Genomic DNA, 21249 nt, shown 5'->3' on the forward strand with positions numbered 1-21249 from the left:
GCAGAAACGATAATCCCATAAAGAGGAACGAGAAGCCGAAGATGAATTCGCCAATACTTTTCCTGTTGCCCTTTCCACTAAAGATTAATGGCATTCCAACTGCCAAAAGAGGAATAGCGAAAGCCGCGATGTTCACCTTGAAGCCTACGGCAGAGATAATCCACGCCGTCACCGTTGTGCCGATGTTCGCGCCCATGATGACACCGATAGACTGTGCCAGCGTCATCAGTCCTGCATTCACAAAACTCACCACCATTACCGTCGTGGCACTCGATGACTGGATGAGTGCCGTGATCAGGATACCCGTCAGCACACCCATCACGCGGTTCTTGGTCATAGCCGCCAGAATGCTACGCAGGCGGTCGCCTGCAAACTTTTCAAGTCCTTCCGACATTGTTTTCATTCCGAAGAGGAACAACGCCAGAGAACCAATCAACGAGAAAATGTTGATAATTAATTCCATATATCTGTTTTCTATAATATGTCGCAAAGGTATGATAATCGTGTTACGACTCTATTACGCAGATATTACAACCTTGTTACAATTTACTCTTGTAACCTTTCCATCATATTATTGAAATATTAATGTAACATATTCCATCTACTTTTGCAGCAATAAAACCAAATACATAATACTGAAAATGAATAGAGAAAAGGCAGATAGAATCATCAGTTTATGCAATTGGATGAGATTCATCATCCTAGCATTGTTCCTTATATTAGTTTTTATAGGGTTAGGTAAAGCGGCTTGTTTCATACGATGAGAGTCGAAAAACAAGTTTAACGTATAGTAGTGTGTGTGTTTATTCGAATAATACAATAAGTCCATAAGAAATAGATGCTCTCGACCAGCGCCAGTCCCTACAATTCAGAGATAAGTTGAAAGAGTTATTCCGTTAATTATCAGGCTCTTTCTACCACGTTATACCCCCTATATGTACATACATTGTAGGGGGTATTTGTTTCTGCTTTTTCGTAACTTTGCGCTCAAAAGTTTAACCAATGAAATGAAGTTATGAATGAGAATGTGATGAGCCAGTTGGATGCGGAACTGGAGCATGCGGGCGAGGAGACGGCGCCCTTCTGAAACCCCACTTCCCTCTTATATTTCCGTTCCCCTTTAGGGGGAACTCCAATATAGAGGGAGGGTTTCCTCAGGGAAGCAAAAATCAACAAGCAATGAAGCTCAACGAAATCCTATCACCATCTATCAGACAAGTGCTGCGCCCCAACCATATAGTACCACCATGTGCTGTTGAGTGGCTATCAGTGAACTATGGAATTAGAATAGATGACTGACGATGGGAAATAATGGGAAAAGATGGGGAAGAACGGGGAAGGATGGGAAAACGTCCTTCGCGATTGTAGTACCTTTGTACTCGTTAAGGCAAGTGAGCCGAAGGGACGTCACCTACGACCCGTTCCGATGTTTGTTTCCATCCGTTCCGACGTCATCTGCGACCCGTTCCGATGATACTTTAGGGGGGTAAAGTATCGCATCTACGACCGCAAAGTGACGTTCCCTCGGGTGAAAGAAACGTCCCGGACGACCCCAAAGTGACATACCTATCTCTCGCAGAAGACTGGTTTATATCTCTCGCAGAAGTTTGTGGTTTTAATCTCTCGCAGATCTCGCAGATTTAAAAGAGACAGACTTCAGGTGCGCGCAGCAAAGATCTGCGTCATCTGCGCCATCTGCGAGAAATAAATACACTTTGCGAGAAACGACACTCTCTTGTCAGAGACTAAATGTTTAATTTTAAAAGATTATGAGTCAGAAGTACATATGACCAACTTGGCAGGATGGTGAATGTCAATCTTTCAAGCAACCGATTGGAACTACAAATATTTCGTCTGGCCGCTGGTATGCATAGGGACCAACTGCTGTCAGTACCATCTTGAATGAAGGCTTCTTCATCTTCGTGGTGTCAATAGTATCGGCAAGCGTATTCAAAGCCTCGGCACCATCGTTTATCAACTTCTCGCCACCAAGCTTTATCTCTATCAGTCCATACGTGCCGTTACGACGATGCAGCACGGTGTCGCACTCCAGTCCTGAACTGTCGCGATAATGATAGAGTCTTCCGTCGAGTGCCTCGGCAAAAACACGCAAGTCACGTACAGCCAAATCTTCGAAGATGAGTCCGAACGAATTTAAATCGTTTATCAGGTCTTGGGGACCCAAACCTAATGATGCCGTACCAATGCTTGGATCAACGAAATGACGGGTGTCACTGGTACGAATAGCTGCCTTGCTGCGGATATTGGGATTCCACGCGTCAAGGTCTTCAATCACGAAAAGTTTCCTCAGCGCCTTGATATAGTCGGCAACGGTATCCTCGTCAAGCGTTTTTGCGTCGTTGGACAGCATATCGGCTTTGATGGTGCTGTAGGGTACTTGCTGAGAGATATTGCGGGCATACGAACGCAGCAGCAGACGTGTACGCTCTGGACTGCGTTTTACGCCATCTACACGTTGTATATCTCGTTCTGCAATGTCGTCAACATAGCCAAAGGCCTGATCCAAAGCAATATCACCTTCGAGCAGCGTTGCCTGCGGCCAGCCACCACGGCAAGTCAGAAAGGCAATACGCTCCAAATCGATGCTATTGGATTGCGGTTCGAACGTTTCGCCATCGAAGAGCTTTGCCAGACTGACGCTACCAGTAGATTCTCCAGACTCATACAGACTCATCGGGCGCATCTTGACTCTGCCAATACGCCCCGTTCCGCTGTGAACAGTGTCTTCAGCCTGTGGTGCAACTGTAGAACCCGTCAGGATGAATTGAGAAAACGCACTTCGCTTATCCACTTCATTTCTGATAGTATCCCACAGTTCCGTTATCGTCTGCCATTCGTCAATCAGTCTGGGCGTTTCGCCTTGAAGGAGGGTTTTCGAACTGATTTCCATCATCTGCCTGCTCTGTTTCAAGACTTCCGTATCTCCCAAATCAAGCAGACTCTTGGATTGCTGGCGTGCTGTCGTTGTCTTACCGCACCATTTAGGTCCTTCAATCAATACGGCACCTTTACCTGCCAGCTTGCGAGCCAACAGTCTGTCGGCAATTCTTGGTTTGTACATATTCTCCATCGTTTTATTCGTTCTGTTTACAGGGCGCAAGGACAGTGCAAACCGAATGCAGATAGCTTGCTCTATGCTGAGGTGCAGCCTGTTCTCGCACGCTTTTGCGTGCAAAGTTACTGATTTGTACTGAATTATCCAAATGTTTTTGTGACTTTTCGGTTGTTTGTGACGATTTTATTCGGTCGTTTGTAGTAATTTTATTCGGTCATTTGTGGTTGTTTTGTTCGGTTTATTGTACCAGATTGTACCAGATTCTTTAAGTAGACTGTACCAGTCTTTAACTGTAAATGCTTCACATGCCCCGAAGAAATATAGTCTATATTATGTTTTAAGAAAGCCGTGTTAGGGGACTTCATCCATGTCCCCCCGTTCCCATTCAATCTCACAAATATTGGTGTCAATTTTGTGATTTTTAGCCTCAATTGAACTAAAAGGCAAAGAAAATTGCCGCATTTTGTCATATTTTTGTTTATTCTTGCACGTTTTACATGAAAAATTAGTATTTTTGTTGCTTAAAACAGAAGCAAATGACTGTAAAGATAAATATACGCAAACTGGAAGCTGACCTTTGGGAGTCGGCAGACCTGCTTCGTGGGAGGGGTTGAAATAAAGAAATGAGGAGGATGAGGTATGAATGAAATGAAAGATAAGTTTAAGAAGGCTGACGAGAACAACCGTTTGCTGTCAGCATACAGACCTTTACCGCCCGAAACACTAAAATCGTTAAGAGAGTACTACCGCGTAGGGCTCACTTATACGAGTAATGCCCTTGAAGGCAATAGCCTGACAGAGTCAGAAACCAAAGTAGTCATTGAGGACGGATTGACGATTGAGGGTAAGCCCCTGCGCGACCATTACGAGGCAGTAGGTCATGCCAAGGCCTACGACTATATCTACCAGATTACCGAAAAGGAAAGTCTTGAAGAAGAGGACATTCTGGCTCTTCATCGCCTGTTCTATCAGCAGATAGATGCCGAAAAGGCAGGAAAATATCGTGACGTAAAGGTTTATATCAGCGGCAGCCGTTATGCGGTATCGGCAGTATCTAAGATTCCTGCTGAGATGCAGAAACTTGTTAAATGGTACAATGACAACGAGAAGAAGTTGCACCCAATAGAGTTGGCGGCTACGTTGCATCAGCGTTTTGTCTTCATTCATCCCTTTGTGGATGGCAACGGGCGTGTGGCGCGTCTGCTGATGAACCTGGCTTTGTTGCGCAACGGCTTTACCATTGCCATTATTCCTGCTGTTCTGCGTCATGAATACATCTATTCGTTAGAGGCAGCCCATACTCGTCCAGAGGTCTTTGTTGACTTTATTGCCGACCGTGTGATAGCCACCCAACTTGACCTGCTCAGGCTGATGCGGGAAGACGATGATACTGTAAATGATACTGTAAATGATACTGTAAAAGCAGTCGCGCCCCAGCTTTCAAAGACCGAACAGACCGTCTTGAATGCGATAAGTACGTACCCCAATTATTCTTACGAGAAGCTTGCCACATACTGCCAGCTTTCTCGTCCTACTATCGCCCGTACCATCAAAGCCCTACAAAGCCGCGAGTTCATCCGACGCATAGGCTCTGATAAAACTGGCCATTGGGAAGTTATCGGAAAGGAGGATCAGGCATGAGTGAGTGGTAGAAAGTGAAGTTGGGAGATATTTGCGAAATAAGCATATAGGATATAGTTTCTTCCAAAGGGAGTGCCATCAGGCTCATACGACTGAGCCATCATATCCAAGGTATTGAGAAACTGGTAATAGTCCTCCTGCTCCCAGGTCGCTTGCACGGCAAGAACTTTCATAAACGTGTAGATAGGGGGCATTATGACAGACTGATGAGGCATAAGTACCTCAAAATGCGTCCTTTTAAGAAAATTTTCTTCCGAATTGGAACATAAATAAAATAATTTTTGTATCTTTGTACCGAATATTCAACTACTGCTGATAATAATAATATTAACAATAACTAACCAAACGACTATAAATATGAGAAAAAAGACTAAGAACAGGCACGGAGGCCTCGGGCTGCAAGTGCTATTGCTCATGCTCGCCCTGCTCATCGGGGGCAGCCCGCAGGCAAGGGCGGAGCAGCAATCATTCGATTTTACCAAAACAGACGCTGGGGGAGGAAATTACAGATGTCATGGCTATTCTGATTACATTTTGGTTGCAGGTGATTATAGTTATGCCTATTTTGAAACCAAAGATAAGTTCAACATCGACAATGGCCAGTTCTATTGGGGATTCCACGTCAAAGTAAATCAAGACTATTATTCTGGTCGTCATTGGGGCAGGAATTTAAATAATCAGTCCATATCAACATTCTTATACGAAGGAGAGATTTATCTGGTGACATCCGACGGCACCAAGCATCTGGTCGAGAAGTGGAAGAAAGATTATTTGCAAGAATCCACTACTCCCTTGGAAACTGTCGACCATACCTGGGGAAAGGTATGGGTAAGCAATATAGAAAGTAATAATGTCCAAGTGTACTACGCGCCCTCGACCAAGGCATTTGAAGACGGTGTGAAGCGCATCGCGATGAAACAGACGGTAACATGGAAATATGGTGGTACTGACGTTAATGCTTACAATGCGGGCTGGATAGAATACGAGAAAGACATCACATTGAGCGGTCTTGAGACTGAAAAGCCGATGCCCAAGCTCTCGGTGGACTGGGGCGACGGGGGTATGCTGACCTTCAAGGCCGCCGGCGTGCCCGACAAGCGGAGCAACGACAGCTATTCTGCACAGGGCTACAACATGAACCTGTACTACCACTACGACAACGACAATAAGAGTTCGAGGAACAACACCTTCACCACTGCCGACGGCAACAAGATTTCCTTCACGAACGAGACGAACGGCAAGATGGACATGGCGTACAGCTACTGGCCGCTGACCCCGTCGACAGACAAGGCCAAGGGCGCCTACACCGTGCCGGTCTTCGTGGAATACCGCGGCTTGGTGAAGCCGAAGCCGCAGAATGAAGGCAAAATTGTTCCCTCGGACCACACGCTGAGCCAGCCCTGGGCTGACGGCTTCTTCGTGAAGCCCTTCACGCGGCCGAAATCGGTGTCGGTGGAGTTCGACAAGTGGAACAAGAAGAACGTCGTGACGTGGACGCGCCAGGACGAGGCGACGGGCTACAACGGCAATAAGGAACAGAGCGTCGCCTGCCGCTACGACGGCAAGTGGTACGTCATCCGCTACGCGAAGGGCGGCTCTGCCACCGACTACACGCTGGTGGAGACGCTGAACGGCGACGCCTCGTCGCTGAAACTGACCGACGACGGCATCGACTACAACAAGGAGTACACCTACCGCGTCATCTTCCTGCCCTCGGTCTTGGAGAACAAGTACAGGGAGAACCTGGCCCAGCTGCCCGGCTACGGCAACGGCAGCACGCCCACGGCCTACGACCTGTGGAACGAGGCCTCGATCAGCAATAAGCTGGAGATACCCATCACGCTGTCGCACGACAAGAGCGAAACGGACAAGATACACCTGACGTGGGAGTACAACATCCCCCTGAGCGGGCTGAAGTGGAGCGTGGAGAGCCGCGCTGCGGGCAGCAGCAACTCCTGGACCGAGGAGCAGCAGCTCAGCCTGGACCCCAACAAGCACACCGCCGAGGTGAGGCTCGCCGGCTCGGCCTGCGACCCCAAGGAGTACCGCGTGAGCGTCGTGGTCAACAACACCCAGTTCCGCTCCGACATTCTCGGCGCCAGCCTGCCCTCCAGCACCTACATCAGCGACGTGCAGGTCACCACCGGCACCGAGGAGCAGAAGGTGGTGGTGGCGTGGAAGGTGGAGAACCCCGACCGGGAGCACGACATCTACTACCGCGTGCTGCGCCGCATCGTGGGCGAGAGCGACTGGGTGATGCTGAGCAGCTCCAAGCACGGCACCTTCAGCGAATACGAATATACCGACGACCGCGCCCAGGCCGGCACCTACTATGAGTATGCGGTGCAAGCCTTCGGTGCCCTGTGCGACGAGCAGCTGAAGCAGAGCGACATGATCATCAAGCCCGGCTTCTCGCAGGCCCGCGGCACCATCACCGGCCACATCGCCTACGGCTCGGGCACGGCGGTTGCAGGCGTCAGGGTGAACCTCGTCAAGTCGAGTACCGACGATGCCAACAGCCAGCCGCAGTTCCTCTCGCGCCGCATCGACGGCGAAGGGGCGGGCTTGCAGTGGCGTGCCAACAGCGAGAAATATGACAATGTGCTCAACGGCCAGCAGCCGCTGACGCTGCAGCTGTGGGCCCGTCCGCAGAGTACGCTTGCCGGCGGCGCGTCGCAGCAGCAGATAGTGCAGATAGCCGGCGCCCTGGAGTTAGGCGTGAAGGAGTCGGGCGGTCGCTTCCACCTCTATGCCGTCGACCGCTCGCAGGGCGGAAAGACGGTGAAGGAGTTCACCAACCTCGTGTTCGACGACACCGACTTCACCCACGTCGCTGCCACCTACAGCGGCGGCACATGGACCTTCTACGTAGGTACGGAGACCCTGCAGAAAGCCACGATGACCGCAGCAGCCACCACATGGAACGCCGTCAGCAGCACCACCGCCACGCTGCCCACGCTGAGCCTGGGCGGTCCGGAGGCTACGCGCACACAGGGCAGCGGCTTCAAGGGCTTCGTCGACGATGTACGCCTGTGGCAGCGCGCCCTCACCGAGGCAGAGATTACCGAGAACTACGCCCGCATCCTGGGCGGCACGGAGAGCGGCATGGTGCTCTACTGGCCCTTCGACGAGGGACTGGCTGTGCAGCGCTATGCCTTCGACATCGCCCGTCAGGACGGCCTCTACCAGCTGAACCACCCCGAGGTGGGCGTCAACGTGGTGCCCGACGCCAGCTGTCCGCAGCACCTGAAGCTCTACGGCATGACCGACAGCGAGGGTAACTATATCATCAAAGGTGTACCCTTCCAGCAGGGCGGCACCAACTACAGGATTGTGCCCGAGCTGGGCGTCCACGAGTTTGCGCCCGTCACGCGTACCATGTTCGTCAGTCCGACGAGCCTGATCGCCAACAACATCGACTTCGAGGACGTCTCGTCGTTCCCCATGGAGGGCCGCATCACCTATGCCGGCACCAACATCCCCGTGGAGGGCATACAGTTCTACGTGGACGGACAGCTGCAGACCAACGACGGCGAGGTGCAGCAGACCGATGCCAATGGCCGCTACCTGATCAGCGTGCCCATCGGCCAGCACTATGTGGAGGCCAAGCTTGGCGAGCACACGATGGTAGGCAAGGGCCGCTTCCCGCTGAAGGGCAAGCACGAGTTCAACGCCCCCGTGGTCTGTGACTTCCAAGACTCCACGCTGGTCAACTTCGTGGGCCGTGTGGGCGGCGGTGAGCGCAACGACACGCTGGCCGTGGGCTTCGGCGCGTCGAAAAACAACATCGGCACGGCACGCATCACGCTGAAGCTGAACAACGAGAGCCTGCTCTTCAACTACTATAACGACCAGGTGGGCACCGAGGAACGCCCCTTCCAGAGCGACACCACCGCCATCCAGAGCACCGCATGGGCCGGCAAGGGCAGCGACGCCAAGTACATCTATATAGACACAGACCCAAAGACGGGCGAGTTCTCGGCCCTGCTGCCCCCGCTGAAATACATCACCAAGAGCATCGTGCTGAAGAACAACAGGGACAACATCGAGTTCACCACGCTGCCGCAGATAGACCTGAGCAACGTGCTGAAGGAGATGACCGACTCGCTGTTGCAGGTCAACGAGCAGGGCGACTCGGTATGGCACAACTACACGTACAACACCAAGATGGTGAAGACCCACTATGCTGAGCCCCAGATGGACATCAGCCAGCCGGGCAGTCCCGCCGGTGTGTTCGGCATGAAGGACTACCAAGGCGAGGACGCATTGGGCAAGTTCACCGTCAGCGACCTGTGGACCGACGACAACGGTGCCGTCAGCTATAAGTACGGCTATCCCATCTACCAGATGGGCGACGAATACCAGATGAAGGTCTTCGGCTACGAGACCTACCACAACTACGACGGCGCAGAGGTTGTCACCGACACCATCAAATTGGCGGGCCAGGTGGTCACCGTCGCCAACGAGATGAGCAACGTGCAGCAGATTATTGCCGTGGTGACCGACGAGAGCAACAACCAGCAGGTGGGACAGGTGTACGACCTGAAGATGAACCAGCTGGTACTCGATGCCGACGGCTGCTATACCTTCAAGTGGCACACCGGCGCACCCAACGTGGTGAGCCCCTATACGCGCCACTTGGGCATGATCTTAGAGCGCCAAGGACGCACCTACGGACCCGTCAACTTCGACGCCATCGTGGTGGGCAGCCTGCCCTTGGGCAACAACTTCGTGACCAACGGCCCCGACCAGGTGCTAATGGTGCTGCGCGACCCACCCGGTGCCAAGTCGCGCACCGTATGGACTACCGGCTCGACAAAGACCAAGGTCAACAGTGTCGCCAATGCCGGCTACGGCGACGAGAAATTCGTGATAGAGCAGAACCTCGGTGTTGCCATCAAGTTCATGTCGGGCATCGGCCTGTACTACCAGACCACCGACCTGGACAACACCATCGACATCGGCGGCGGACTGCACTACTCGTTTACCGCCGGCTCATCGACAGAGAAGACTTGGACGGTGACCGCCACCGAGGCGATAAGTACCAGCGGCGAGAGCCAATACGTGGGTTCCAAGGGCGACGTCTTCATCGGCTACTCCACCAACCTGCTCATGGGCCAGTGCCGCAAGGTGGGCTTCTTCCGTGAGAACGCCACCGCGCCCTTCGAGCTGAAGGACGACGTGGCGGTGAGCTTAGGCGACAGCGTCACTACGAAGTTCATGTACTCCGCCTACGAGATAGAGACGGTCATGATGCCGAAGTGGGAGGAGACGCGCAACAGCTACCTGACCCAGCACTTCTCCACCAAGGCCGAGGCAGAAGCCTTCGTCAACCACGCCAGCGAACCGGTCTATGTCACCTGGCTCAAGGAGGACGAAGAGAACTACGGCCAGGACGGCACCTACCTGATGGTCATTCCCGAGGAGTGGGAGCAGAAGGACGTGTTCTATGCCGAGGACAAGGTGGCGTGGTGTAACGACCAGTTAGCCCACTGGCGGCAGACCCTGCTGGAGAACGAGCGCGACAAGGTGGTAGCCATGCAGGGCCGCGGCACCTACTGGCAGCGCAACGTCTCGTTCGACGGCGGCTCCAACTACAGCTATTCGAACCGCTGCGACACAACGAGCACGGTGACACATACCTACTCGCACAACTTAGGCGCCATCATCAAGGGCGGCTTCACCAGCAAGAACTCCGTGGCCGGAGCACAGTTCAAGACCCAGCTCTCTATCGACACGGAGAACGGCTGGCAGTACTCGGAGGCAGAGAGCGACTACGACGAGAACAAGACGAACTTCGCCGAATTCGCGTATGAGTTCAGCGACGGCAACCGCGACACCGACTTCTCGGTAGATGTCTATAAGTCGCCGACGGGATGGAGCGACATCTTCAGCCTCTTCGGCGGGCAGTCGTACAACCCCTACGAGCCGGAGGAGAAGACCAAATACTACGAGCCGGGCCAGCACACCCTGAGCAACGGCACCACGCGCATGGAGAACCCCGACCTGCAAATCTCGCTGCCGGGCGAGAACGGGGCGAAGAGCGTCACCGTGACCGACATACCTGCCGGCGGTGAAGCCAACGTGATACTCTACTGCACCAACCTTGCCACCGCCCATCAGGGGAAGAACTTCGGTTACGACCTGGAAATCATGGACGAGACCAACCAAAACGGCCTGCAGATACTCATGGACGGCGTGCCCATCAACGGACGCTCGCTCTATCTGGAGCATGGCGAGACAGCCACGAAGGTAATCACCATCCGCCAGACGGACCAGAGCGTGCTGGACTACGAAGGCATCACGATATGGTTTGAATCGCAATATCAGCCCACCAAGATCCACGACGAGGTGACGCTGAACGCCCACTTCAAGCCGTCGTCGTCGCCTATCGACCTGGCCATCCAGGAGCCCGTGCTCAACAACGACCGCGAGGACGGCATCCTGGACATGAAGCTCTCCGACTTCAACCGCCAGTTCAAGAACCTGAAGAACGTCGGCGTGCAGTACCGCTTCCAGGGCAACACGCAGTGGACCGACCTGTTTACGTGGTGGGTCAATCCCACCGACACCATCGGCCGCGACGCCGTGAGCAACGCCCTGTTGCCCGAGTCGGGCGACCTGCTATATGCGGCGAAGATGAAGAGCAACCTCTCGTTCCCTGAGGGCGACTACCAGTTCCGTGCCTTCACCACCACGCCCTACGGCACGGAGAATGTCCAAGTATATAGCGACATCGTCACCGTCACCAAGGACATGACGCGGCCTCGCAACCTCTATACGCCGGCGCCCGCCAACGGAATTCTGGGCTACGGCGACCAGTTGGCCATCGAGTTCAACGAGGACATCGTGCCGGGCTATGTGGGCGACGACAACGTCATCGTCACCGCCAAGCTGAACAACAGCGAGGTGAACCACGACGTGGCCTACCAGATCATCCCCTTCTTCGATATGCCGAGGACGGTGAACCCCGTGTTCCTGAAGGGCGACTTCGCCATGGACTTCTGGCTGAACTGGCACGATCCGGGCACCATCCTGCACCAGGGTGCCGGCACGGACAACTTCGCGCTGGGCATCGACGACGCAGGCCACGTGAAGGTGACCATTGCCAAGGCACAGTTTGTCAGCACAGACACCGTGCCGAAGGACGAGTGGGTGTTCTTTGCCCTGAGCTACAATGCCGCCAAGATGACGTTCGACATTCTGGCACAATATGGCACCACCACCGTTGAGCTGTTTCATGACCAGCCTGTGACGGCAGAGAACAAACAGGTAGTGAACTACGCTTCCGACAACCATCTCTACTTAGGCTATATCTGGGCCGACATGCATGGGCTGAGCCTCTACAACATCTGCCACGACGTGCACGAGGCCGCCGCCACCAAGTATCAGGCCAAGGACAACTACATCTACGGACTGGCCAACTACTGGCCCATGGACGAGGGCCACGGCTCTGTTGCCGCCGACACCCGCCACACGCACGACTTTGCCGTGTATGACTCGTGGACGCTCAACAACCGCAACTACTCGCTGCGCATCAACAAGCCGGAAGGCGCCCAGGCCGACATCACACGCGTGGGCACCGGTCAGGGCGACAGCTACGCCATCGAGATGTGGTACAACAAGAGCGGCGCCAAGGACGAGGTGGTGTTCGAAACCGCCACACCTACCGTCGATGGCGACCTGCTGGCCAGTGAGTCGAAGCTACGCCTGCGCTACGACAGCCTGCAGAGCCTGGTGCTCGACTATGGCAAGAAGTCGATAGTGGTGGCCAGTCATGAAGACTTCCCCGACCTGCGCAGATGGCACCATGTGGCACTGAACGTGGTGCGCGGACAGGCCGCCTCGTTCTACCTGGACGGACAGCGCACGGCCGTCATTGCCGAGCGCGACGTGCCGCCCATCGAGGGTTCAAGGCTCGTCATAGGAAAGGCCAGCGAGATACAGGCCTTCGCCGACGAGTTGCGCATCTGGCATGCGGCACTCAGCGAGAGCCGCCTGCTCAGCAACATCTACAACACCATCGACACCACCGACGTCTATTCGCGCGGACTGGTGGCCTACTATCCGTTCGAGAAGACGGGTGAGGAAAACGGTGTAACGACGAAGGTGGCGACGATGGAGAACATGGCTCCCAACCTGGCGGCAGGGTCGGCCAAGGAGATGCTCTTCGACGCGGACAACCTGCTGACCCATACGCCGCCGCTGAAGAACGCTCCCGACGAGACGCGCCTCATCGCCTCGCCGGTGGCATCTGAGCGCAAGGTGGTCATCAACCTGACAGGTGCCGGCATCTCGCCGCGCGACATCGAGGGAACGACGCTGAACGTCACCGTAGACCGCATCCATGACCTGCACGGCAACACGTCGCTGCCCATCCGCTGGACGGCCTACGTGCAGCAGAACACGCTGAAGTGGATGAAGGACTCGGTGAACATCATCAAGAAGTACGGCGACAGCCACACCTTCGACGTCACCATCGAGAACAAGAGCGGCAATACGGAGTACTACACCTTATATAATATGCCTCAGTGGCTCACCGTCGTCGGAAGTTCTGCTTCCGACGAAGTCAGCCCTCTCTCCACGAAGGTGCTGCGCTTCCAGGTGAACCCGCTGGTGCCTGTGGGCAACTACGAGGTGACCATCGGCGTGCAGGGCAACAACCAGATACAGGAGCCGCTGCGCGTGGTGATGAAGGTGCGCGGCGAGAAGCCCCAGTGGACCGTTGACCCGACGAAGTATGAGCACCAGATGAACTACATCGGACAGGTACGCATCGGCGGCATCCTGATAGAGAACTCGGAGAGCATGGTGGCCGCCTTCATCGGCGACGAGTGCCGTGGCGTGGCGTCACCCGAGCGGGTGCGCGGCGCAGCCTACGTGACGATGACCGTCTATGGCAACGGCGACACCGATGCCGGCAAACCCATCAGCTTCCGCATCTGGGATGCCTCGGCAGGCATTGCCTATACGGATGTACGTATCAACGCGTTCAACGGTTCCGCCGTTGAAACCGGCTTCCAGCTCAATGCCGTAAGAGGTTCGTTTGACCAGCCCGTCATCTGGACAAAGGGTACCGACGTGGAGCAGAACCTGAAGCTGACCACAAACTGGAACTGGGTGGCACTGGGTGTGAGACCTGCCGACCAGCGTCCCGCCGCCGTATTCCCGTTGCTGACACCGTGGGATGTCTTCATCAAGGACAAGACCACGTCGATGATCTTCTGCGACGGCAACAACTGGATGCCGGAGGATGCACAGATACAGGCCGCCACGATGTACAAGGTGAAGATTACCCCCGTCGTGGAGGGGCAGCAATTGCCTGAGCAGGTGCCCGTAACGGGTGAGCAGCTGAAGCTGTCGGAAACACCCGTCACGCTGACACCGGGATGGAACTGGATAGGCTATACGCCACTGACGGCGATGACCCTCGACATGGCACTGGCTGCCGCCAACCCACAGGTGGGCGACTGCGTGAAGTCGCAGCATGGCATAGCCTTCTACAGTCAGAACGGCTGGGAAGGCAGCCTGGAGGTGATGGAGGGCGGACACGGCTATATGTATAACAGCACGGCCGACAAGGAGAAGTCGTTTGTCTATCCTGACGCTACAGGCACCAGACGTGCGGCGGCAAGAAGGACGCTCCTCAATGCTGAGTCTCAGTCCGAAAGTCAGAAGACGAGACTCTTCGCTCCTACTGTAGGCAACTATCCCGACAACATGTCGATGGTGATTGCCTTGAAGGACGGTGAGCAGAGCGTGGACACCTGCGAGGTGGCTGCCTACATCGGTGGCGAGTGCCGCGGCGCCACTCGTGCCAACGGCGGACTCTACTATCTCATCATCGCCGGTGAGGGCAGCGGACAGCCGTTAGAGTTGCGCACCTGTATCAATGGTGAGATGGTGGTCATCGACAACACACAGACCTATATCAGCGACGTGAACATCGGCACACCGTGGAATCCCTACGTCATCGACTTGAGCGAAATGCGGACAGGTATCAGCACCATCGCTGCTGACGATGACGATGATGACGACTGGTGGACGTTGCAGGGCTTCAAGATAGGCCGCAAGCCTACCCAGTCCGGCGTGTATATCCACCACGGCAACAAGGTCGTGATTAAGCGAGTGAAGTGAGAGAAAAGTCTCTCACTTCCGAGCGTGAACGAGTTCGAGCAAAGCTCAAGGTCACGATTAAGCGAGTGAAGTGAGAGAGAAAAATCTCTCACTTCCGAGCGTGAGTGAGCTCGAGCAAAGCTCAAGGTCGTAATTAAACTGAAGAAATAATATCAATTACAACGAGGAGACGGGGTACATCCCCGTTTCCTTTTGCGCTACCTGCACCGCGTGGAGCCACGGATGATAGGCAAGTAATCAGATAACATCGTAAACATTATGATTAGAGTAATGACGGAAAAAGAATTGAGCGGCAACGCACTGAAGGTCATCGCCATCGTCGCCATGACGATCGACCACCTGGCATGGGTGGGCATCGAGACCTACGAGCAGGCAGAGACGCCGACGCAGATATTCCTGCACTGCATCGGACGGCTGACGGCCCCGATGATGATATTCTTCGTGGCCGAGGGCTATCATCACACCCGTAACTTCCGCCACTATCTGCGCCGTCTGCTCATGCTGGCTGTGGTGAGCCACTTTGCCTTCTGCTATTTCAATATGTCAGGCTTCAACCCGCTCGGCAACCTGCTCTTCAATGCCACGAGCATCGCCTGGCCGCTGCTCTGGGGGCTGATACTGCTGAAAGTATGGGACATGGAGCGACTTGCCCGATGGCAGAAGGTCGGTGTTACGTTGGTGGCCTGCCTGCTCACCTGCACCTCCGACTGGAGTTGTGCCGCCCCGCTGGCCATACTCATGATAGGCCGTAACCGGGGCTGCTTCCACAAGCAGATGCTCTGGATGATGGCCATCATCTCGCTCTACGCCGTCGCCTTCTTCATATTCCACAGTCCCACCTACGGCATGGTCCACCTGGCCTGCTGGCTGGCAGTGCCGCTGCTGGCGATGTACAACGGCCAGCGAGGACGGCTGAAGTGGCTCGGCAAGTTCTTCTACTATTACTATCCCGCCCACATGGCGGTAATAGGCCTGCTGGCCCGTTGTTTCCAATAACCGTGAGGTCGGCAAGAGTGGACTTGGGCATATATGAGACAGTACAAAGATACAAAATCAAATCGGAAAATTTTAAAATCGCTGTATCTCACTGAAAATTAAGAATTTAATTAATGTTCTGGAAAATTTAACCGGACACTAGTGAAATCACAGAAATATTTTTTAAGGGCACACAGAGAGCACAGATGAAGGTAGGATGCATCTCGGAATTGAAAGAAAAATTGTGTTTTTCTTTGCAATTCACTCGATTTTCACTACCTTTGCATTGAAAAGTTTCACACATGAGCTTCTGTCAAAACAACGATACCAGAACCAGACTACTTCTAAAGAATGTAGTTGCATCCTTTGCCATTAAAGGATGGTCGGCTATCATTGTATTGCTGATGGTGCCGCTGACGCTCAAGATTCTGGGTGTATATAATAATGGTGTATGGCTGACTATCAGCAGCATACTGATCTGGATAGACCTGATGGACATCGGACTGGGCAACGGCTTGCGTAATGCCGTGTCACATTATGTAGCCATTGGAGACGATGAAAGTGTCAAGAAAGCCGTCTCTTCTACTTTCTTCATGCTGGCGGTGATTGTCATTCCGATCCTGCTGGTTCTCTTTGCGGTGATATGGGGGTTCGACATGTATGGGGCATTGGGAGTGGATGCGGAGAAGACCCACGACCTGAACACGATTCTCAGCGTAGCCCTGGTACTGGCATCAACCACCTTTATCCTTAAGGCAACGGGTAGTTTCTATATGGGCATACAGTTGCCTGCAGTCAACAACCTGATAGTCTGCATAGGTCACACGCTGGCTTTGGTGCTGACATATATTCTCTATCTGCTTGATGTACACTCGCTCTTGTTGGTTGTGTTTGTCAATACTTTCTCACTGGTTCTGACATGGGCGGCATTCATACCTTATACATTCCTCAAAGCTTATCCGCAGTACCGCCCTACCCTTAGGCATATAGACCTGAAGCTGGCACGTAGTCTCTGTTCCACGGGTATTCAGTTCTTCGTCATTCAGATTTGCGGTGTGCTGCTGTTTATGACTACGAACATCCTCATCAGCAAATGGTTCTCGCCTGCCGAGGTGACGCCCTATCAGGTAGCATATCGATACTTCAATATAGCCTTTGTTGCCTTCAGCACCATCTGCATCCCGTTTTGGAATGCCACAGCCGATGCCTATAGCCGTAAAGACTACAAATGGATTCGCCGTTCATCGCATAAACTCAACCTGCTGATGGTGGGTATCTTCCTGTTGCTGACGGTGATGGTGATGGTATCGGAAGTGGTCTATCAGATATGGATTGGCGACGAGGTACATATTCCTTTCGAGCTCTCGGTGTGTACGGCCGCCTATATTTTCATTCTCAGCCTCAGCCAACGCTATTCCTACATACTGAACGGACTGAACCAGTTGAAAATCCAACTGGTATTCATCATTGGGGCTACCATTGTGTTCTATCCGCTGGCGTGGTATGTCTGTAAGACCTTTGGCACAGTAACTAGTCTGGTCTGCGTGATGTGTCTGGTCAACATCCCTGGAGTACTTGCCAACGCATGGAAATACTATCAGTTATTTCCACGAAAACAGTTAACAACAAATGACAATGACGAATAACAGCATAGCCATTCTCATGGCAACCTATAACGGAGAGACTTATTTGAAGGAACAAATAGACTCGCTATTGGCCCAGACCTGTCAGGACTGGCATCTGTATGTGCATGATGACGGATCTAAGGATGGTACCGTAGCCATTGTCAAAGAGTACGCTGAGCAATATCCGGAAAAGGTTACACTATTGGATTATCCACCACAAGGCGGACCATGCAAGAACTTCCTGAGCATGATGGAAAAGGTGGAGGCTCCTTACTACATGTTTTGTGACCAGGATGATGTGTGGATGCCAGAGAAGATAGCTTTGTCGATTCTGGAGATGAAACGTCTGGAAGATGAGCATCCACAGAAACCCATTGTCGTCTTTACGGATTTGCACGTCGTTGATGAGCACCTGAATATCACCTATGACTCCATGTGGCGCTATACGGGAATTCATCCTCAATATATCAAGACATTTGAAGATACGGGGGGACATACATCCATCGCAACAGGGTGCACCATGCTGTTCAACAAGCTATCGAAGACATGCTACTCTCACTATAGTCCTGAGAAAGCAATTATGCACGACTGCTGGGTTTGTCTCTGCACACTGAGGGACGGCGGCATCGTCTATGGAATCAGCAAGCAGCTGGTGCTCTATCGGCAGCACGGCAACAACTGTCTTGGCGCAGCAGAGACAAAAGCGCCTGATGTGAACATCAGATACAGGATTATGAACATAGACAAGGTCTATAGAAGTAACCGCAACTATTATGTGATGCTGCGCTCACTGGGGTATGGCTCCATTTTCAAGTATCTCTACTATAAGATTATGTATAAGAAACGCATCAGGAGAGGGCGTTACTAAACATCGTCTATTGTGAAACAAGACAAAAATAAAGATAAATGACAACTGCGCTGGTAATCGTACTTTTCAATCCTACAGATGATGACATCCATCACCTGCAGCACGTGGCACAACTATACCCCGGCGCGATTGTCGATAATTCGGAGACGCGACACTTTGAGTCTGAACAGGTGGAGCTGATGCATTACATCTTCCTGGGAGGCAACAAGGGTATTGCTCACGCTCAGAATGTAGGCATCCAGCATATTATGCAGCATGGACCAACGGAGCATATCGTCTTCATGGACCAAGACAGCCGCTGGGAGGATAACTACGCGGAAAGGATTACTGCTGAATATGAGGCACTGCGCCAAAAAGGTATCCGTCTTTCGGCTTTGGGACCAACGGTCTGTCGACGCGAGACGGGAGAAGAATACAAATCAGTCTTCCACAAAAAGGAGTTTGTGAACCAGGACTTCATTCTTCGTAAGCATATCATCTCTTCTGGCAGCTGCATCCGAAAAGAATTATTCGAGGAGGTGGGTGTCTTCGAGGATGCGCTGTTTATTGACTTCGTGGACGATGAGTGGTGCTGGAGAGCCCATACCAAGGGGTATGTGTGTGGCATAACGCCACATATCAGTATGGCACACACCATCGGACAGAAAGAAATGCACATCGGTAAATATGTCATTGGCATCTCTGCGCCTTTCAGGTATTTCTACCTATACCGCAATTATCTGGTGCTGGCAAGAAGAGGCTATGTGCCCGTGCAATGGAAAATCAGCTATGGTGTCAAGTTCTTTGCGCGGTTCTTTTATTTTCCCTTCGTAGTGGAGAATGGCAGGGAATGCTGGAAGTATATGTGGCGTGGCATCAAGGAAGGAATAAAAGGTATTAAGAAATGAAACAAGTAGCTATATATTGCGTAAATTATCACTCAAAGGACCGGCTGGAACATTATCTCCAGTCTATTGACCTGGCTGTAAAGGCTGCTGAAGGCGACTTACAGTTGGATGTCATAGCCATAGACAACAGCGTTCCTGCTGAAACCATTGACTATGCGCCTCAGGCCTTTTCGCTCAAGGTTGTGAATACTGGTGAGAACAAAGGGTACTTCGGGGCCGTGAGCGAGGGCATGAAGCGATATGATCCCATGTCTTACGACTATAGCATCATCAGCAATGTGGATGTGGTGATGGAGAAGGACTTTTTTGTGCAGTTGGCAGAAATGCCAGCGAACAAAACCTTAGGATGGATAGCCCCACAGATATTTTCAGACACGGAGCATCGTGACCGCAACCCGAAGATCATGCGTCGCTATGCCAAAAGGAAATTGCAGATATTACGCTTCTTATTCAGCATTCCCCCACTCTACAACCTCTATACGCATACGGCCTATAAATCAAAAAAACTCATTAAACACGAACCAGGAGAGATATATGCCGGCCATGGATCGTTTATCATCCTGACTCAGGAATACTTCAAAAGATGTGGCATCATTGACTACCCTGTCTTCTTGTTCTGCGAGGAGATCTATCTGGGGGAACTATGCTTAAAGCATGGGTTGAAGGTGGTATACAACCCGCAAATAAGAGTAAGAGACACAGAGCATGCCTCAACAGGCACCTTCCGCCGAAGAAAGTACTGCCGGTATAACTACGAGGCCCTGAGTTATATCTTGAAGACCTATTATTAGGTCAGGGGCATGATGCACAGGGAACGGATGCCTGTGTGGACAGTATCGAACGACACCCAACGGCCTTGACGGTCACAACGGGGATGAAGGTCACATTTCCACCAATGCTGAGGATCAGGAGCCACAAACTGCTTGGGACTCTTGGCATCAGCTAAGAGCACTACCTCGTTGGTATCTTTGTTTACCTTATACAGCTTGGCATGGCGCCATTTGTCGGGATAGGTATCCACCAGGAACCAGTCGTTGTCAATAAAATGCTGGTGTCCATCAACATTTATCTGAGGATAAGCACAACGTTTCCACTCTTTCATGTCCGGCCCGGAGAAATACACATGAGAATCAACATTCTCCATGCGGCAATAAGCAATAATGCCATTCAGGGCATTCCAGTTGTAATGTGACACCATGCCAGTGGTTGGCGACACATAGAGCTGCTTCTGCTGTAAGTCATAGACTATGAGACGGGTTCGATGGAAAGTGCCTTTATACCAGCGATGGAGGAAAGACAGATAGCGGTTATCACGGGAGAACTCGGTATGGGTAACGAAATGGAGCGTATCGTCCATACTGGGCTCATGCTGCAGTTCCGACAACTGTTTAAGACTGAACAGCAACTGACGCTCGTTGGTATGAAGGTTTATCAGGAACAGTCCTGTCTTGCTGCTCACCTTCTCGTCCATATACGCATCCTCGTCGCCATAGAGATAGCCATAGCCGGGCATCATAGCCTGCAGACGCTCATAGCTAAAGGTTGCTGCCAGTTTTCCGTCATGACTCACCGTATCTATGGGCCAGGAAAGAATAGTATTCTGTCCCGTTTCCACCTGAATCATCTTAGCACACAACTTTCCATCGGCCACAGCATTAAAGATGCAAGTATTGGCATCGACCCATTGCAGGCGACAGCCTTTATGATAGTTCCAAGCGCCTGTCTCACCCACATGTTTCCATTCCGAGAAATTCTCACCAGTCCAATAGCCCACCTCCAGCAAATCGTCACGGGTGGGCATTTTCAAAGGAATGTTCAACCTGTAGGCCAAATGCTTACTGCCATCAGCGCTAAAAGGAGTTACATCATGGAAGCCAAAGAACGAATTTTCTTTAAGGATGGGAGGCATCGAAAACTTTGATTCATAGTTTGGCAATAAATCATAAAAGCCCTGATAGGCATTACGCACCAGGTTTTTTATGACATAATTGTTCTTTACCTTATTATATACAAAAGATTCTATCTTGTTCATGAACGAAA

Annotated in this window: 11 protein-coding genes; 7 read left to right on the forward strand and 4 right to left on the reverse strand. The window is 52.4% G+C overall.

The annotated features are described in order from the left end of the window. Both Q0R57_RS04185 and Q0R57_RS04190 read right to left on the reverse strand, forming a co-directional pair. Positions 1 to 463: Na/Pi symporter (locus tag Q0R57_RS04185; RefSeq protein WP_294744151.1), on the reverse strand; the 463-nt coding region annotated here is incomplete at its 3' end. Positions 464 to 1813: 1350 nt separating this feature from the next. Further along, on the reverse strand, positions 1814 to 3091 hold the full coding sequence (locus Q0R57_RS04190) for a DUF4143 domain-containing protein (RefSeq protein ID WP_294744152.1): 1278 nt from the start codon (positions 3089 to 3091) through the stop codon (positions 1814 to 1816). Positions 3092 to 3715: 624 nt separating this feature from the next. Here Q0R57_RS04190 and Q0R57_RS04195 point away from each other — a divergent pair. Next, positions 3716 to 4717 carry a Fic family protein gene (locus Q0R57_RS04195; protein ID WP_294744153.1) on the forward strand — a complete coding sequence of 334 codons (1002 nt, stop codon included), beginning with the start codon at positions 3716 to 3718 and terminating at the stop codon, positions 4715 to 4717. Here the strand turns inward: Q0R57_RS04195 and Q0R57_RS04200 are convergent. After that, on the reverse strand, positions 4708 to 4890 hold the full coding sequence (locus tag Q0R57_RS04200) for a hypothetical protein (RefSeq protein ID WP_294744154.1): 183 nt from the start codon (positions 4888 to 4890) through the stop codon (positions 4708 to 4710). The genes Q0R57_RS04195 and Q0R57_RS04200 overlap by 10 nt on opposite strands. A gap of 184 nt (positions 4891 to 5074) precedes the next feature. Between Q0R57_RS04200 and Q0R57_RS04205 the strand changes: the two genes are divergently transcribed. The 6 genes from Q0R57_RS04205 (at position 5075) to Q0R57_RS04230 (ending at position 20000) form a co-directional block, all read left to right on the forward strand. Further along, a complete protein-coding gene (locus tag Q0R57_RS04205) occupies positions 5075 to 14854 on the forward strand; it encodes a LamG-like jellyroll fold domain-containing protein (RefSeq protein ID WP_294744155.1) in 9780 nt (3259 codons plus the stop codon). Between the two features lie 258 nt (positions 14855 to 15112). Further along, a complete protein-coding gene (locus Q0R57_RS04210; RefSeq protein WP_294744156.1) occupies positions 15113 to 15850 on the forward strand; it encodes a TraX family protein in 738 nt (245 codons plus the stop codon). Between the two features lie 281 nt (positions 15851 to 16131). Then, a complete protein-coding gene (locus Q0R57_RS04215) occupies positions 16132 to 17475 on the forward strand; it encodes an MATE family efflux transporter (RefSeq protein WP_294744157.1) in 1344 nt (447 codons plus the stop codon). After that, positions 17459 to 18322, forward strand: a complete 864-nt coding sequence (locus tag Q0R57_RS04220) for a glycosyltransferase family 2 protein (RefSeq protein WP_294744158.1) — start codon at positions 17459 to 17461, stop codon at positions 18320 to 18322. The genes Q0R57_RS04215 and Q0R57_RS04220 overlap by 17 nt, the downstream gene beginning before the upstream one ends. A gap of 38 nt (positions 18323 to 18360) precedes the next feature. Next, positions 18361 to 19209, forward strand: a complete 849-nt coding sequence (locus Q0R57_RS04225; RefSeq protein WP_294744159.1) for a glycosyltransferase — start codon at positions 18361 to 18363, stop codon at positions 19207 to 19209. After that, positions 19206 to 20000: a glycosyltransferase gene (locus Q0R57_RS04230; RefSeq protein ID WP_294744160.1), complete on the forward strand. Its 795-nt coding sequence runs from the start codon at positions 19206 to 19208 to the stop codon at positions 19998 to 20000. The genes Q0R57_RS04225 and Q0R57_RS04230 overlap by 4 nt, the downstream gene beginning before the upstream one ends. On the opposite strand, the gene Q0R57_RS04235 is transcribed toward Q0R57_RS04230, so the two are convergent. Continuing rightward, the gene (locus Q0R57_RS04235) at positions 19997 to 21241 is read right to left on the reverse strand and encodes a hypothetical protein (RefSeq protein ID WP_294744161.1); all 1245 of its coding nucleotides are present in this window, start codon (positions 21239 to 21241) and stop codon (positions 19997 to 19999) included. The genes Q0R57_RS04230 and Q0R57_RS04235 overlap by 4 nt on opposite strands. Positions 21242 to 21249: the final 8 nt, after the last annotated feature.

The sequence above is a fragment of the uncultured Prevotella sp. genome (assembly GCF_946407605.1).
Taxonomy (GTDB): Bacteria; Bacteroidota; Bacteroidia; order Bacteroidales; family Bacteroidaceae; genus Prevotella.

Bases quoted from the DNA above. Each gene is read 5' to 3' on its own strand.
- Q0R57_RS04190 (WP_294744152.1), bottom strand. From the start codon at position 3,091: ATGGAGAATATGTACAAACCAAGAATTGCCGACAGACTGTTGGCTCGC.
- Q0R57_RS04195 (WP_294744153.1), top strand. From the start codon at position 3,716: ATGAATGAAATGAAAGATAAGTTTAAGAAGGCTGACGAGAACAACCGT.
- Q0R57_RS04200 (WP_294744154.1), bottom strand. From the start codon at position 4,890: ATGAAAGTTCTTGCCGTGCAAGCGACCTGGGAGCAGGAGGACTATTAC.
- Q0R57_RS04205 (WP_294744155.1), top strand. From the start codon at position 5,075: ATGAGAAAAAAGACTAAGAACAGGCACGGAGGCCTCGGGCTGCAAGTG.
- Q0R57_RS04210 (WP_294744156.1), top strand. From the start codon at position 15,113: ATGATTAGAGTAATGACGGAAAAAGAATTGAGCGGCAACGCACTGAAG.
- Q0R57_RS04215 (WP_294744157.1), top strand. From the start codon at position 16,132: ATGAGCTTCTGTCAAAACAACGATACCAGAACCAGACTACTTCTAAAG.
- Q0R57_RS04220 (WP_294744158.1), top strand. From the start codon at position 17,459: ATGACAATGACGAATAACAGCATAGCCATTCTCATGGCAACCTATAAC.
- Q0R57_RS04225 (WP_294744159.1), top strand. From the start codon at position 18,361: ATGACAACTGCGCTGGTAATCGTACTTTTCAATCCTACAGATGATGAC.
- Q0R57_RS04230 (WP_294744160.1), top strand. From the start codon at position 19,206: ATGAAACAAGTAGCTATATATTGCGTAAATTATCACTCAAAGGACCGG.
- Q0R57_RS04235 (WP_294744161.1), bottom strand. From the start codon at position 21,241: ATGAACAAGATAGAATCTTTTGTATATAATAAGGTAAAGAACAATTAT.